Genomic DNA, 13,858 nt, shown 5'->3' on the forward strand with positions numbered 1-13,858 from the left:
CTGTATTAAGTAACGGCGCCGCGGCTGGCGTGGATGTCGTAGGCTTCGCGGTCAAGCACGTCGCGCAGGATCTCGACCGCGTCCCAGACGTCGGCAAAGCTGGTGTACAGCGGCGTGAAGCCGAAGCGCATGATGGCCGGTTCGCGGTAGTCGCCGATGACGCCCCGTTCGATCAGCGCCGCCATCACCGCATAGCCGTGCGGGTGGGTGAAGCTGACCTGGCTGCCGCGCCTTGCGTGCTCGCGCGGCGTCACCAGGCCAAGCGGGTGGGCGCCGCAGCGCTGTTCCACCAGCGCGATGAACAGGTCGGTCAGGGCCAGCGACTTGGCGCGGATCGCGTCCATGCCGGCCTGCTCGAAAATCTCCAGCCCGCACTCGACCATCGCCAGCGACACTACCGGCTGGGTGCCGCACAGGGCGCGGCCGATGCCTTCGCTGTGCACGAAGTCGGGCGCCATCGCAAACGGCGCGGCATGGCCCCACCAGCCGGTCAGCGGCTGGGTAAAGCGGGCCTGGTGGCGCGCCGGCACCCAGATGAAGGCCGGGGAGCCGGGGCCGCCGTTCAGGTATTTATAGGTGCAGCCCACCGCGAAGTCGGCGTTGGCGCCATGCAGGTCGAGCGGCACCGCGCCGGCCGAGTGGGCCAGGTCCCAGACCGTGACTGCTCCTTTAGCATGGGCGTGGGCGGTGAGGGCGGCCATGTCGTGCTGGTAGCCGCTACGGTAGTTGACGTGGGTGAGCATCAGCACCGCGCAGTCGGCGTCGACGGCGGCCGGCAGTTGTTCTGCCGAATCGACCAGGCGCACGCTGTAGCCGCGGTCCAGCCAGCTGGCCAGGCCCTGGGCCATATAGATATCGGTGGGGAAGTTGCTGCGCTCGGTGACGATGACCTTGCGCGCGGCGTTAGGGCCATCGGCCTGCAGGTGCACGGCCGCGGCCAGCGCCTTGAACAGGTTCAGCGAGGTGGTGTCGGTGACGACCACTTCGCCGGCCTTGCCGCCGATCAGCGGGGCCAGCCTGTCGCCGAGGCGGCGCGGCATGTCGAACCAGCCGGCGGTGTTCCAGCTGCGGATCAGGTCGCGACCCCATTCACGGGCGATCACTTGCTGCGCGCGCTCCAGCGCAGCCTTCGGCCGTGCGCCCAGTGAATTGCCATCCAGGTAGATGACGCCGTCAGGCAGGTCGAATTGCGCGCGCAGCGGGGCGAGGGCGTCGTGGGCGTCGAGGGCAACGCAGTCTTGCTGGGTGGTCATGGGCCGCCTTAGTCAAATGCAAAGTGCAGCGAGTGTACCAAGAAAATTCGGGATGTCGGTAGTGAAACGATACTCCTTTTTTCATTCACGGCGACATTCTGTATCGGAATCGGCCGGGTTCGCCAACTGAATGTAAGAAATTGAAAAAACGTTCGGCCTGCCCCTAAAGTTTGGCCAAACTCAGCCGTAACCGGTTCAGACAGGGGAAGTCGGCATGTTTTTTGATGAATTTTCAAAAATATCTGCTCAGGACCCTAAAGTTCCCGGAACGGCTGACGTTAATGACTCAGACGCGGGGCGCCAGGAATTTTGAAGAAACATCAAAAAAATTCAAGATTGACCCTAAAGTTCTTAAAAAGTTTGACGTAAACGGTACAAGACGACGAAATGTCCGCGCCGCCAGGTGCCGCTATCGAGCCGTAAACACAACTTATTTCCGCCCCTGTTTCATAGGGGCGCGACCACGATTCGAGGGCGTCTGTCAGACGAACACCTACGGATCGACTTCGCCATTCCCTCACCCAAAATACAGGCTCCCGCCTATTCCCGGTTTGTTGCCGTGAGTCCAGAATCTATCTCATCGGCAATACAAACACGGCGGTTCGCACAGCGGACCACGGAAAAACGGATTCAAGGAGATGGAAATGACGGCGAACGACATGATGGCGGAAATTCGTGATGCAAACCTGAGCTACCTGATGCTCGCGCAGCAGATGATCCGTGCCGACAAGGTCACCGCAATCTTCCGTCTCGGCATCTCCGCTGAAATCGCCGACCTGATCGAAGCGATGAGCAACGCCCAGATCCTCAAGCTGGCAGGCGGCAACATGATGCTGGCCCGCTTCCGCTTCGACGACGGCGCCATCCTGTCGATGCTGACCAACTACAATAAAGACCGTTCGCTGGCCCAGTCCCACGCCGCCATCCTGATGGCCGGCCAGCCAGTCGAAGAAATCGCTTAAGTTACTTAAGTCGCCGTAGTCAGCAGCATCTTTGGTTAAATCGTCGGGGAGTAGGGTAATGACTAAGAAAAGCGTTGTGTCCGAAGCGCAGGAAATCCAGCTTGCGATCGAACTGATCCAGCTCGGCGCCCGCCTCCAGTTGCTCGAAACCGAAGTCTCGCTGTCGCGCGAGCGCCTGCTCAAGCTGTACAAGGAACTCAAAGGCATGTCGCCGCCAAAGGGCATGCTGCCGTTTTCGGCGGACTGGTTCCTGACCTGGCAGCCGAACATCCATTCCTCGCTGTTCATCAATATCCACAAATTCCTGGTCGAACACGCCGGCGCTGCCGGCATCCAGGCTGTGATGAAGGCGTACAAGCTGTACCTCGAACAAATGCCGCCGGAAGCCGGCGCCGAACCGGTGCTGTCGCTGACCCGCGCGTGGACGCTGGTGCGCTTCTTCCATAGCAAGATGCTGGCCGTCGCCCCGTGCGCCAAATGCCAGGGCAAGTTCGTCGTCAACTGCCTCGACCTGAACCACGGCTACCTGTGCGGCCTGTGCCATATGCCTTCGCGCGCCGGCAAGACCAAGAAGTCGCGCGAAGCCGAGGCGCTGCTGGCAGCGTGACTTCCGCGACTCCCGTATTCCAGCTGAAGGGCAGGGCATGAGCCTTGCCCTTTTGCGCATCTGGCGCACCCCCGCGCTGCAGGCGCTGCTGATCCAGGCCGGCGCCTTCGCACCTACCCTTGCCGTGGTGTTCCTGCTGGCGCGCGCCGGCGTCCCGGTGTCCTACCTCGGCGCCGCTGTTGTCCATGGCGTGCTGGCCGCCGGCCTGACCTGGTGGCGCGGCCTGGCGCGCTGGTGGTGCGCGATCCAGTTGGCTTTTCCGCTGGCGCTGTACGGCGCGCTGATGCTGGCGCTGCCGCCGCTGCTATTCCTGGCCGCTTTTGTCTTTTTGCTCACACTGTACTGGTCGACTTTCCGCACCCAGGTGCCGTATTACCCGTCCGGCAAGCGCGCCTGGGACGAGGTCGCCGCGCTGCTGCCGCCCGGCCGCGCGGTGTCGATGATCGATATCGGCAGCGGCCTCGGCGGGCTAGTGCTGGACCTGGCGCGGCGCCGCCCCGAGTCGCGCTTCACCGGCATCGAACTGGCCCCGCTGCCATGGCTGGCCAGCCGCATCCGCGCCGCCGCCATCGGCAGCAGCGCCAGCTTCATCCGCGGCGACTATGAGCAGCTCGATTTCGGCGACTACGACCTGGTATTCGCCTACCTGTCGCCGGCCGCGATGAGCGCGCTGTGGCGCAAGGCAAGCGCCGAAATGCGCCCGGGTTCGGTTTTAGTCAGTTATGAATTTTTGATAACGGGAAAAGCACCGGACCTTACCATTGCGCCAATAGGCCGCGGACCAAATGTTTTCGTATGGCACTTTTAAGAGACAAAACAGGCCTTTTTACTTGCCCGGTGGTCATTCTCAAGTTATTGTGATTCCGTACGTAAATAATTGAGTTGAATGCTGACCGCGTCACCTGACCCGCATCACGCCTTCGCGCATCGCATCGTCCAGAACAAAATTCCACTTGGGAGTACCTGTTGTTAGTCATTATCGGATACGTCATCGTCATCGGATCGGTGTTTGGCGGCTTTGCCTTAACTGGCGGCCACCTAGCCTCCCTGTTCCAGCCGCTTGAGCTGCTGATGATTGGCGGCGCCGCCGTTGGTGCCTTCTTTGTTGGCAACAATGGCAAGGCGATCAAGGCGACGATGACGGCGCTTCCTACCGTTCTCAAGGGTTCACGCCATACCAAGGCGCTCTACATGGAGCTGATGTCGCTGCTGTTCGACGTGCTCTCCAAGGTGCGCAAGGAAGGCTTGATGTCGATCGAAAGCGATATCGACAGCCCGGACGAGAGCCCGCTGTTCTCGAAGTACCCTGGGGTGCTGGCCGACCACCACATCGTCGAGTTCATGACCGACTACCTGCGCCTGATGGTATCGGGCAACATGGACGCCTTCCAGATCGAAAACCTGATGGACAACGAGATCGAGACGCACCACCACGAAGGCGCCGTGCCGGCCCACGTGATCGCCAAGATCGGCGACGGCCTGCCGGCCTTCGGTATCGTTGCCGCCGTGATGGGCGTGGTCCACACCATGGAATCGGTCGGCATTCCTCCGGCCGAGCTGGGCATCCTGATCGCCAAGGCGCTGGTCGGTACCTTCCTCGGTATTTTGCTGGCCTACGGCTTCGTCACTCCGCTGTCGAGCCTGCTGGAACAGAAGCTGGAAGAAGAGGCCAAGATGTTCCAGTGCGTCAAAGTAACGCTGCTGGCCAGCCTGAACGGCTACGCGCCGGCGCTGGCCGTCGAGTTCGGCCGCAAGGTCTTGTATTCGACCGAACGCCCGACCTTCGCCGAGCTGGAAGAGCACATCAAGAAATCGAAAGCGAAGTAAGCTGCGATCCGGCCTATCCACAATGTCTAGTGTAAACAACACCACCCGGAGCCCTTATGGCGGATGAAGGCCTGCGCCCGATTATCGTCAAGCGCATCAAGAAGACCGCGGGCGGCCATCATGGCGGCGCGTGGAAGATCGCCTACGCCGACTTCGTGACGGCGATGATGGCCTTCTTCCTGCTGATGTGGCTGCTCGGCTCCACCACCAAGGGCGACCTCAACGGCATCTCCGAATACTTCCAGACCCCGCTGAAGGTGGCGATGTCGGGCGGCTCGGGCAGCGGCGACAGCTCGTCGGTGATCCAGGGCGGCGGCACCGACATGACGCGCCGCACCGGCCAGGTCAAGAAGGGCGAGACCATCCCGGAGAAGAAGACCTACGACCTGAAGGCCGCCAAGGCGATGGTCGAGCGCGAGGAAGCGGCGCGCCTGCGCATGCTCAAGGGCAAGATGGAAGCGGTGATCGAAGCCAACCCGCTGCTCAAGAAGTACAAGAACCAGCTGCTGATCGACATGACCAGCGAAGGCCTGCGCATCCAGGTGGTCGACGAGAAGCACCGGCCCATGTTCGAGCTGGCCAAGGCCGAACTGCAGCCGTACACGCGCGAGATCCTGCACGTGATCGCGATCGTGCTGAACGAAGTGCCGAACAAGGTCGGCCTGTCGGGCCACACCGATTCGACGCCTTACATGAGCGACGCCGGCTACAGCAACTGGGAGCTGTCGGCCGACCGCGCCAACGCCTCGCGGCGCGAACTGGTGATGGGCGGCCTGTCGGACGACAAGATCCTGCGCGTGGTGGGACTGGCCTCGGCCGCCCACCTCGACAAGCTCGATCCGTTCAATCCGATCAACCGGCGCATCAGCATCATCGTGATGAACAAGAAAACAGAAGAAGCCGTCATGCGCGACAGCGCCTCGATCGAGGTCGAGGCTGGCGCGGGAGCGCAGGCCGCTGGAACCGCGCCGGCAGCGCCTGCCGCGCAATGACGGTCGGATAGGGAACTGGAGAAGTCAATGCCAAGAAAAAAAATACTGGGGTCGCATGTCAAACGCCTGCTGTCGGGCGTGTCCGATCACGGCCGCCGCCACCTGGCCGAGGTTGAAACCGACCTGCGCCAGACCGAGGTGCTGCTGGAAGAAGCGATCGAAAAGCTGACCACCAGCTTCATGGCGATCCACACCGCGGTGGGCGACCGCCAGGGCACCATCAACATGCTGCTGGCCGGCCAGACCCCGAGCGCGGAAGACAGCGAGCGGCTGGGCGCCATGTCGGGCGAGATCGGCCTGCATGTGAATGCGGCGATCACCAGCATGCAGTTCCAGGACATGACCAGCCAGCTGCTCGACCGCACGCTCAAGCGCGTGACAGGGCTGCGCGAATTCCTCGACACGGTCGGCGCGCACGGCGAACATATCCTGCCCGAAAGCGGCAGCGAGGAAATCGTCGACCTGCTCGGCAAAGTCAGCATGGCGCTGGCGATCCAGTCGCTGGAATTGCGCAGCGCCTTGCGGAAAGCAGTCAATCAGCAGCATCTGGAAAGCGGCGACATAGAATTGTTCTAGTCCCTTACGTTAAACCACCGCAGGGCGCACGCGCCCCGATCTTAAAAAAAGCAGGAGCACAAAGATGGCAAAAACAATTCTCGCAGTCGACGATTCCAGTTCGCTGCGCCAGATGGTCGCCTTCAGCCTGAAGGCCGCCGGCTACAACGTGGTCGAGGCGGTCGACGGCCAGGACGGCCTGGAAAAGGCCAAGCTGCAGGCCGTCGACCTGGTCCTGACCGACCAGAACATGCCGCGCATGGACGGCCTCGCGCTGATCAAGCTGCTGCGCGAGCTGCCTGAGTACCAGAAGACCCCGATCCTGATGCTGACGACCGAATCGTCCGACGAAATGAAGTCGAAGGGCCGCGCGGCCGGCGCCAATGGCTGGCTGGTGAAACCGTTCGACCCGCAACGCCTGATCGAAGTCGTCAAAAAAGTAATCGGCTGATCAACGGCTGGGAGCACGAGCAATGATGCATCGCGAAATTCATGGAGTTCCATCATGACCATCGACATAAGCCAGTTTTTCCAGGTCTTCTTCGATGAAGCCGAAGAGCTGCTGGCTGAAATGGAACGCCTGCTGCTGGCCGTCGACATCGGCGCGCCCGACGCCGAGGACCTGAATGCGGTATTCCGCACGGCGCACTCGGTGAAGGGCGGCGCGTCGACGTTCGGCCTGAACGACATGACCGAAGTGACGCACATCCTCGAGTCGCTGCTGGACCGCATCCGCAAGGGCGAGATGCCGCTCACCGCCGAACACGTGGACGCGTTCCTGCAGGCCAAGGACATCCTCAAGATGCAGCTGGACGGCCATCGCAACGGCGCCGCGGTCGACCAGGACGCGGTCGCCAACGTGCGCATGATGCTGCAGGAGCTGTCGCAGGACGATCTGGGCGGCACTCCGCTGGTGGCCGCCGCCGCGGCGCCGGTCGCCTCGTTCGCGCTGGGCGGCACCGCCACATCGGCGGTAGCCGAAGGCGCGCGCCGCTTCCGCATCGAACTGCCGAAGGTCGAGCAGCGCGAGGTCAACGCGCTGGCGGCTGAAGTCGGCCTGCTGGGCCGCGTGTCGGTGGCGCCGCTCGCCGGCGGCTGCTCGGCGATCATCGTCACCACGCACGAAAGCCTGGACGACATCATCGCCATTTGCTCGTTCGTGCTGGACCCGGACGACCTGAAGATTTTTGAAGCGCCGGCGCTGACCCCGGAGCAGCGCGCGATCGAGGACGCCGCGCGCGCCAAGGTGGAGCGCGACCAGGGCTATGGTTTCTTCGACGCCGACGACGCGCCGGCAGCCGGCCCGGAGCTGAGCGACGACGAGCGCGGCTACGGCTTCTTCCAGCCGATTGACCAAATCCGCGCCGCCGCGACGGCCAACCGTGCCGCCAAGGCGGTGCAGGCCACGGCCGAAGGGCTGGAGACCGACGCGGCAGCCGAGAAGAAGCTGGTCGTGAAGAAGGACGACAAGGCGGTCGCGCATGGCGCCGAATCGTCGTCGATCCGGGTGTCGATCGAGAAGGTCGACCAGCTGATCAACCTGATCGGCGAACTGGTGATCACCCAGGCGATGATCGAGCAGCGCAGCGATTCGCTCGACCCGATGGTGCACGAGCGCCTGCTCAACAGCGTCAGCCAGCTGACCCGCAACACGCGCGACCTGCAGGAAGCGGTGATGTCGATCCGGATGATGCCGATGGACTTCGTGTTCTCGCGCTTCCCGCGCATGGTGCGCGACCTGGCCGGCAAGCTTGGCAAGAAGGTCGATTTCATCACCAACGGCGCCGCCACGGAACTGGACAAGGGCCTGATCGAGCGCATCGTCGACCCGCTGACCCACCTGGTCCGCAACAGCATCGACCACGGCATCGAAATGCCGGAAGTGCGCCGCGCCGCGGGCAAGACCGACACCGGACGCCTGTTCCTGTCGGCGGCCCACCAGGGTGGCAATATCATGATTGAGGTGGCCGACGACGGCGGCGGGCTGAATCGCGAACGGATCCTGGCCAAGGCGGCCGAGAACGGCATCGCAGTGTCCGATGCGATGACCGACTCCGAAGTCTGGCAGCTGATTTTCGCGCCGGGCTTCTCGACCGCCGAAGCGGTCACCGACGTCTCCGGGCGCGGCGTCGGCATGGATGTCGTCAAGCGCAATATCGCCGCGATGGGCGGCAGCGTCGACATCCGCTCGGCGCGCGGCTTCGGCACCACCATCTCGATTTCGCTGCCGCTGACCCTGGCGATTTTGGACGGCATGTCGATCCGCTGCGGCGAGGAAGTCTACATCCTGCCGCTCGGCTTCGTGGTCGAGTCGCTGCAGCCGGCGCCGGACGACATCAAGGAAATCGCCGGCCGCGGCCGCGTGATCAAGGTGCGCGGCGAATACCTGCCGCTGATCCCGCTGTACCAGATGTTCGAGATCGCGCCGCGCTTTACCAATCCGTGCGAGGGCATCGTCGTGATCCTCGAGTCGGAAGGGCGCAAGGCCGCGCTGTTCGTGGACGACCTGGTCGGCCAGCAGCAGGTCGTGGTCAAGAACCTCGAATCGAATTACCGCAAGGTCACCGGCATTTCCGGCGCCACCATCCTGGGCGACGGCGGCGTATCGCTGATTCTCGATGTATCGGCGCTGATCCGCTCGTCGCGCCAGCTGGCCGACGACATTATTTTCTCTTAATTTTTTTCGCGATTACCCAGAATAGGAATTCATCATGTCCATCACCCTGAACACACTCAAGACCGGCGACGCCAAGGATGGCGCCGGCAACGAATTCCTGGCCTTCACGCTCGGCTCGGAAGAATACGGCATCGACATCCTGAAAGTGCAGGAAATCCGCGGCTACGAAGCGGTGACCCGCATCGCCAACGCGCCTGAATTCATCAAGGGCGTGATCAACCTGCGCGGCATCATCATCCCGGTGGTCGACATGCGCATCAAGTTCAACCTCGGCACCCCGGTGTACGACCAGTTCACCGTCGTGATCATCCTGAACATTGGCGGACGCATCATGGGCATGGTGGTCGACAGCGTGTCCGACGTGACGACCCTGACCCCGGACCAGGTCAAGCCGGCGCCGGAAATGGGCTCCGCCTTCAACTCCGACTACATGATCGGCCTGGGCACGATCGACGAGCGCATGCTGATCCTGGTCGACATCGACAAGCTGATGTCGTCCAACGAGATGGGCCTGATCGAAAAACTGGCGGCATAAGATCCCCTTACAAGGAAAATAATAATGAACCTGCGCGCTTTCAAGATCGGCACCCGCCTTGCGATGGGCTTCGGTAGCATCCTGCTGATCCTGGTGGCGATGCTGCTGGCGGCCACCGCCATCAATGCCCGTAACAAGGACCAGCTGATGGCGGGCCTCGACCAGGCCAACTCGAAGAACCTGCTTATCGCGACGATGAAGAGCACGATGCTGGAAACCGGTATCGCCATGCGCAATATCGGCCTGCAGGCGAACGTCGAGCTGATGCAGAAGGAAGAAGCCCGGGTCAAGGCGCAGGACACGCGCTACGACGAGGCGCGCGGCGCGCTGGAAGCGGCCGGACTGTCGGACGGCGAGAAGGCGGTGCTGGCCGAACTGGCGGGCATCGAGGCCAAGGTCGACGCGGCATTCAAGGAAGCGTCGGCGCTGGTCATGGCGTTCGACACCGAAGGCGCCGCCAAGGTGCTGGCCGACCGCATCGACCCGCTCAACCAGCAGGCGCTGGCAGGGATGAACAAGCTGGTCGAGATGCAGCAGGCCGCCACGCGCGAATTCATCGCCAGCGCCGCGCAGAGCGACCGCCGCCTGAACATCATGCTGTTCGCGCTGGGCGCGTTGGCAGTGGCGATCGGCACCGTCGGCTCGATCCTGACGACCCGCTCGATCACCAAACCGCTGGTCAACGCGGTCGGCGTCGCCCAGAAAGTGGCGGCGGGCGAACTGACCTCGCAGGTCCACGTCGAAGGCAAGGACGAAGTCACCGACCTGCTGCAGGCGTTGAAGGACATGAACGAAAGCCTCGCGCGCACGGTCGGCGAGGTACGCACCGGCAGCGAGACGATCACCGTCGCCTCGCAGGAAATCGCATCGGGCAATGCCGACCTGTCGGCGCGCACCGAGACCCAGGCCAGCTCGCTGGAAGAGACGGCCAGCTCGATGGAAGAGCTGACCAGCACCGTCAAGCAGAACGCCGACAACGCCCGCCAGGCCAACCAGCTTGCCGTATCGGCGTCGTCGGTGGCCGTCAAGGGCGGCAGCGTGGTGGCCCAGGTGGTCGATACCATGGGCTCGATCAAGGAAAGCTCGCGCAAGATCGTCGACATTATCGGTGTCATCGACGGGATTGCGTTCCAGACCAACATCCTGGCGCTGAACGCGGCGGTGGAAGCGGCGCGCGCTGGTGAACAGGGCCGCGGTTTCGCGGTCGTGGCGGCCGAAGTGCGCAACCTGGCGCAGCGTTCGGCCGGCGCGGCCAAGGAAATCAAGGAACTGATCGGCGACTCGGTCGACAAGGTCGATACCGGCAGCAGGCTGGTGGACGAAGCCGGCCAGACCATGGACCTGGTGGTCACGTCGATCCGCCAGGTCGCCGACATCATGGGCGAGATCACCGCGGCCACGGCGGAACAGAGCCATGGCATCGAAGAGATCAACCAGGCCATCACCCAGATGGACGAGATGACGCAACAGAACGCGGCGCTGGTCGAACAAGCGGCGGCCGCGGCCGAGAGCATGCAGGAGCAGTCGCTGCGGCTGGCCGAAGCGGTGAGCATCTTCAAGCTCAATGGCGACGACCGGCGCGCGCTGCGTGCGGCGCCAGCGCCGGTGCGTTCGGCGCCTGCGCCGGCGGCGCGCGTGGCGGCCCCGGTACGCAAAGCAGTGGCGCCGCCGCGGGTCGAGCCCTCGGTAAAAGCGGCGCCGAAGAAGGTGGCTGCTGCAGCCGTGGCGGGCGACGATTGGGAAGAGTTTTAAACGTTAGGGTGGGCGGGCCAACCCGGCGCAAGAGCGGTCCTGTAAAAGAACATGAGGTTATTAAAGTGCCGCCAACAAAACCGGAAACGGTCAAAGAATTCACCTTCACGAAGAGTGACTTCGAGCGTGTCCGCGCACTGATCTACCAGCGTGCAGGTATTTCGCTCGCTGACAGCAAGCAGGAAATGGTCTACAGCCGCCTCGCGCGGCGTCTTAGGGCGACCGGCATCGGCTCGTTCACGCGCTACCTCGACGACCTCGAGGCCGGCCACCTGGGCGAGGAGTGGCAGTCGTTCACGAATGCGCTCACCACCAACCTGACCTCGTTCTTCCGCGAGGCGCATCACTTCCCGCTGCTGGCCGAGCATGTGAAGAAGGTGCGCGAGAAGCCGATCACGATCTGGTGTTCGGCCAGTTCAACCGGCGAGGAGCCGTACTCGATCGCGATGACCGTATGCGAAGCCTTCAACACCTTGACGCCGCCGGTGCAGATCATCGCCACCGACATCGACACGAATGTGCTGTCGGTCGGCGCCAACGGCGTGTATGCGCTCGACCGCATCGGCAAGCTGGAACCGGAGCGCCTGAAGACGTTCTTCTTGCGCGGCAAAGGCGCCCAGGAGGGCATGGTGCGGGTGCGTCCCGAGTTGCGCAACCTGGTCAGCTTCAAGCAGCTCAACCTGCTGGCCGACGGCTGGCCGCTGAACCGGCAGTTCGACGTCATCTTCTGCCGCAACGTGATGATCTATTTTGACAAGGCGACCCAGCGCAAGATCCTGGCGCGCTTTGTACCGCTGATGAAGCCGGACGCATTGCTGTTCGCCGGCCATTCGGAGAATTTCCTGTACGTATCGGAATCCTTGAAATTGCGTGGCAAAACGGTGTATGAGCTCGACGCTCGCGCCGCTTCCCGATAGCAGCAGTGAAATGAGAAACAATCATGGCAATCGAACTGAGAGAGCAATTCGCGACTAACGTCTATTACGACAGGACGTTTGACTGCGACGCCGCGAAGATCCTTCCTGGCGAGTACTACTACACCGGCAAGGACATGCTGATCGTGACGGTGCTGGGCTCCTGCGTGTCGGCCTGCATTCGCGACCGCGTCACCGGCCTGGGCGGCATGAACCACTTCATGCTTCCGGATGGCGGCGGCGACGTCAACAACCCGGTATCGGCCTCGATGCGTTACGGCTCCTACGCGATGGAGGTCCTGATCAACGACCTGCTCAAGTCGGGCGCGCGGCGCGAAAACCTGGAAGCCAAGGTATTCGGCGGCGGCGCCGTGCTGCGCGGCTTTACCGCGATCAACGTCGGCGAGCGGAATGCGGACTTCGTCATGAAGTTCCTCAAGACCGAGGGCATCCGCGTGCTGGCCGAAGACCTGAACGATATTTATCCGCGCAAGGTGTACTTCTTCCCGCGCACCGGCAAGGTGCTCGTCAAGAAACTGATGCAAACCCACAACGATACGCTGGCCCGCCGCGAACTCGACTACGCCAGCAGGCTCAAGGTCCAGCCCGTCGGTGGCGAGATCGACCTGTTCTAATACTGAAAGCCCGCCTTATGAAGATCAAGGTACTGATCGTGGACGATTCGGCGCTGATCCGCAGCGTCATGAAAGAAATTATCGGCAGCCAGCCCGACATGGAAGTGGTCGGCGTCGCGCCCGACCCGCTGGTCGCCCGTGAGCTGATCAAGCAGACCAACCCGGACGTGCTGACCCTGGACGTGGAGATGCCGAAGATGGACGGCCTCGACTTCCTGGAGAAGCTGATGCGCCTGCGTCCGATGCCGGTGGTCATGGTATCGTCGCTGACCGAACGCGGTTCGGAAATCACGATGCGCGCGCTGGAACTGGGCGCGGTCGATTTCGTTACCAAACCCAAGATCTCGATCCAGACCGGCATGCGCGAATATACCGAACTGATCGCCGACAAGATCCGCGCGGCGGCCAAGGCGCGCATCAGCGCGCGCAGCGTGCCGACCGCCGAACGCGCCGCCGGCGCGCTGCCGGCCATCCGCAACCCGCTGACCTCGTCGGAAAAGCTGATCATCATCGGCGCCTCCACCGGCGGCACCGAAGCGATCCGCGAATTCCTGATGCAGATGCCGTCCGACTGCCCGGGCATCCTGATCGCCCAGCACATGCCGGAAGGCTTCACCTCGTCGTTCGCGCGCCGCCTCGATTCGCTGTGCAAGATCAGCGTGCGCGAAGCGGCCGGCGACGAGCGTATCCTGCCCGGCCACGCCTACATCGCGCCGGGCCACTCGCACCTGCTGCTGGGCCGTTCGGGCGCCAACTACGTCACCAGGATCGAACAGACCGACCCGGTCAACCGGCATCGCCCGTCGGTCGACGTGCTGTTCCGCTCGGCCGCTCTGTCGGCCGGCAAGAACGCGGTCGGCGTGATCCTGACGGGCATGGGCAAGGACGGCGCCGCCGGCATGCTCGACATGAAAAATGCCGGCTCCTACAACTTCGCCCAGGACGAAGCATCCTGCGTCGTGTTCGGCATGCCGCGCGAAGCGATCGCCCTTGGCGCAACGCACGAAGTCGGTCCCTTGCATGCATTGCCGGGCATGGTCCTTAATTATCTGGCAACGCATGGCAGCCGGGCGTTGCGTGTTTGATCCGTTTCGCTCTATTTCGCACCCAGTTTGATCGCCGTAGAGCAACAAAAATGCTATCCTTAAG

General features: G+C 62.9%; 14 protein-coding genes. 13 read left to right on the forward strand and 1 reads right to left on the reverse strand.

Translation table 11 applies throughout. The annotated features are described in order from the left end of the window. Positions 1-5: 5 nt before the first annotated feature. Positions 6-1,253 (reverse strand): kynureninase, encoded by a 1,248-nt coding sequence (gene kynU / locus HHL21_RS01100; protein WP_169463425.1) that lies wholly within the window; start codon positions 1,251-1,253, stop codon positions 6-8. A gap of 644 nt (positions 1,254-1,897) precedes the next feature. On the opposite strand from kynU, the gene flhD reads away from it, so the two are divergent. From flhD to HHL21_RS01165, 13 genes are all read left to right on the forward strand, one after another. Beyond that, positions 1,898-2,215, forward strand: a complete 318-nt coding sequence (gene flhD, locus HHL21_RS01105) for a flagellar transcriptional regulator FlhD (protein ID WP_169463426.1) — start codon at positions 1,898-1,900, stop codon at positions 2,213-2,215. A gap of 58 nt (positions 2,216-2,273) precedes the next feature. Then, entirely contained in the window at positions 2,274-2,822 is a 549-nt protein-coding gene (flhC, locus tag HHL21_RS01110; RefSeq protein WP_169463427.1) for a flagellar transcriptional regulator FlhC, read from the forward strand. A 37-nt stretch (positions 2,823-2,859) separates the two neighbouring features. After that, positions 2,860-3,630: a class I SAM-dependent methyltransferase gene (locus tag HHL21_RS01115; RefSeq protein ID WP_169463428.1), complete on the forward strand. Its 771-nt coding sequence runs from the start codon at positions 2,860-2,862 to the stop codon at positions 3,628-3,630. Between the two features lie 158 nt (positions 3,631-3,788). Then, on the forward strand, positions 3,789-4,649 hold the full coding sequence (gene motA, locus HHL21_RS01120) for a flagellar motor stator protein MotA (RefSeq protein ID WP_169463429.1): 861 nt from the start codon (positions 3,789-3,791) through the stop codon (positions 4,647-4,649). 56 nt (positions 4,650-4,705) lie between these two features. Next, positions 4,706-5,641 (forward strand): flagellar motor protein MotB, encoded by a 936-nt coding sequence (motB, locus tag HHL21_RS01125; RefSeq protein ID WP_169463430.1) that lies wholly within the window; start codon positions 4,706-4,708, stop codon positions 5,639-5,641. A 27-nt stretch (positions 5,642-5,668) separates the two neighbouring features. Continuing rightward, the gene (locus tag HHL21_RS01130; RefSeq protein WP_169463431.1) at positions 5,669-6,217 is read left to right on the forward strand and encodes a chemotaxis protein; all 549 of its coding nucleotides are present in this window, start codon (positions 5,669-5,671) and stop codon (positions 6,215-6,217) included. A 64-nt stretch (positions 6,218-6,281) separates the two neighbouring features. Further along, positions 6,282-6,647, forward strand: coding sequence for a response regulator (locus HHL21_RS01135; protein WP_169463432.1), 366 nt, complete (start codon positions 6,282-6,284; stop codon positions 6,645-6,647). A 54-nt stretch (positions 6,648-6,701) separates the two neighbouring features. Beyond that, entirely contained in the window at positions 6,702-8,873 is a 2,172-nt protein-coding gene (cheA, locus tag HHL21_RS01140) for a chemotaxis protein CheA (protein WP_169463433.1), read from the forward strand. A gap of 34 nt (positions 8,874-8,907) precedes the next feature. Beyond that, positions 8,908-9,408, forward strand: coding sequence for a chemotaxis protein CheW (locus HHL21_RS01145; RefSeq protein ID WP_169463434.1), 501 nt, complete (start codon positions 8,908-8,910; stop codon positions 9,406-9,408). Positions 9,409-9,432: 24 nt separating this feature from the next. Continuing rightward, complete coding sequence (locus HHL21_RS01150; protein ID WP_169463435.1) at positions 9,433-11,160, forward strand: methyl-accepting chemotaxis protein; 1,728 nt, start codon at positions 9,433-9,435, stop codon at positions 11,158-11,160. Positions 11,161-11,225: 65 nt separating this feature from the next. Then, a complete protein-coding gene (locus tag HHL21_RS01155) occupies positions 11,226-12,077 on the forward strand; it encodes a CheR family methyltransferase (RefSeq protein ID WP_169463436.1) in 852 nt (283 codons plus the stop codon). Positions 12,078-12,100: 23 nt separating this feature from the next. Beyond that, entirely contained in the window at positions 12,101-12,709 is a 609-nt protein-coding gene (gene cheD, locus HHL21_RS01160) for a chemoreceptor glutamine deamidase CheD (RefSeq protein WP_206085495.1), read from the forward strand. Between the two features lie 17 nt (positions 12,710-12,726). Beyond that, the gene (locus tag HHL21_RS01165; protein WP_169463437.1) at positions 12,727-13,794 is read left to right on the forward strand and encodes a protein-glutamate methylesterase/protein-glutamine glutaminase; all 1,068 of its coding nucleotides are present in this window, start codon (positions 12,727-12,729) and stop codon (positions 13,792-13,794) included. The last annotated feature ends 64 nt before the right edge of the window (positions 13,795-13,858 follow it).

This window comes from Massilia polaris, assembly GCF_012927275.1.
GTDB lineage: Bacteria > Pseudomonadota > Gammaproteobacteria > Burkholderiales > Burkholderiaceae_D > Telluria_A > Telluria_A polaris.

Excerpts from the sequence above, each read along its gene's own strand:
- kynU (WP_169463425.1), bottom strand. The coding sequence starts at position 1,253 with ATGACCACCCAGCAAGACTGCGTTGCCCTCGACGCCCACGACGCCCTC.
- flhD (WP_169463426.1), top strand. The coding sequence starts at position 1,898 with ATGACGGCGAACGACATGATGGCGGAAATTCGTGATGCAAACCTGAGC.
- flhC (WP_169463427.1), top strand. The coding sequence starts at position 2,274 with ATGACTAAGAAAAGCGTTGTGTCCGAAGCGCAGGAAATCCAGCTTGCG.
- HHL21_RS01115 (WP_169463428.1), top strand. The coding sequence starts at position 2,860 with ATGAGCCTTGCCCTTTTGCGCATCTGGCGCACCCCCGCGCTGCAGGCG.
- motB (WP_169463430.1), top strand. The coding sequence starts at position 4,706 with ATGGCGGATGAAGGCCTGCGCCCGATTATCGTCAAGCGCATCAAGAAG.
- HHL21_RS01130 (WP_169463431.1), top strand. The coding sequence starts at position 5,669 with ATGCCAAGAAAAAAAATACTGGGGTCGCATGTCAAACGCCTGCTGTCG.
- HHL21_RS01135 (WP_169463432.1), top strand. The coding sequence starts at position 6,282 with ATGGCAAAAACAATTCTCGCAGTCGACGATTCCAGTTCGCTGCGCCAG.
- cheA (WP_169463433.1), top strand. The coding sequence starts at position 6,702 with ATGACCATCGACATAAGCCAGTTTTTCCAGGTCTTCTTCGATGAAGCC.
- HHL21_RS01145 (WP_169463434.1), top strand. The coding sequence starts at position 8,908 with ATGTCCATCACCCTGAACACACTCAAGACCGGCGACGCCAAGGATGGC.
- HHL21_RS01150 (WP_169463435.1), top strand. The coding sequence starts at position 9,433 with ATGAACCTGCGCGCTTTCAAGATCGGCACCCGCCTTGCGATGGGCTTC.
- cheD (WP_206085495.1), top strand. The coding sequence starts at position 12,101 with ATGGCAATCGAACTGAGAGAGCAATTCGCGACTAACGTCTATTACGAC.
- HHL21_RS01165 (WP_169463437.1), top strand. The coding sequence starts at position 12,727 with ATGAAGATCAAGGTACTGATCGTGGACGATTCGGCGCTGATCCGCAGC.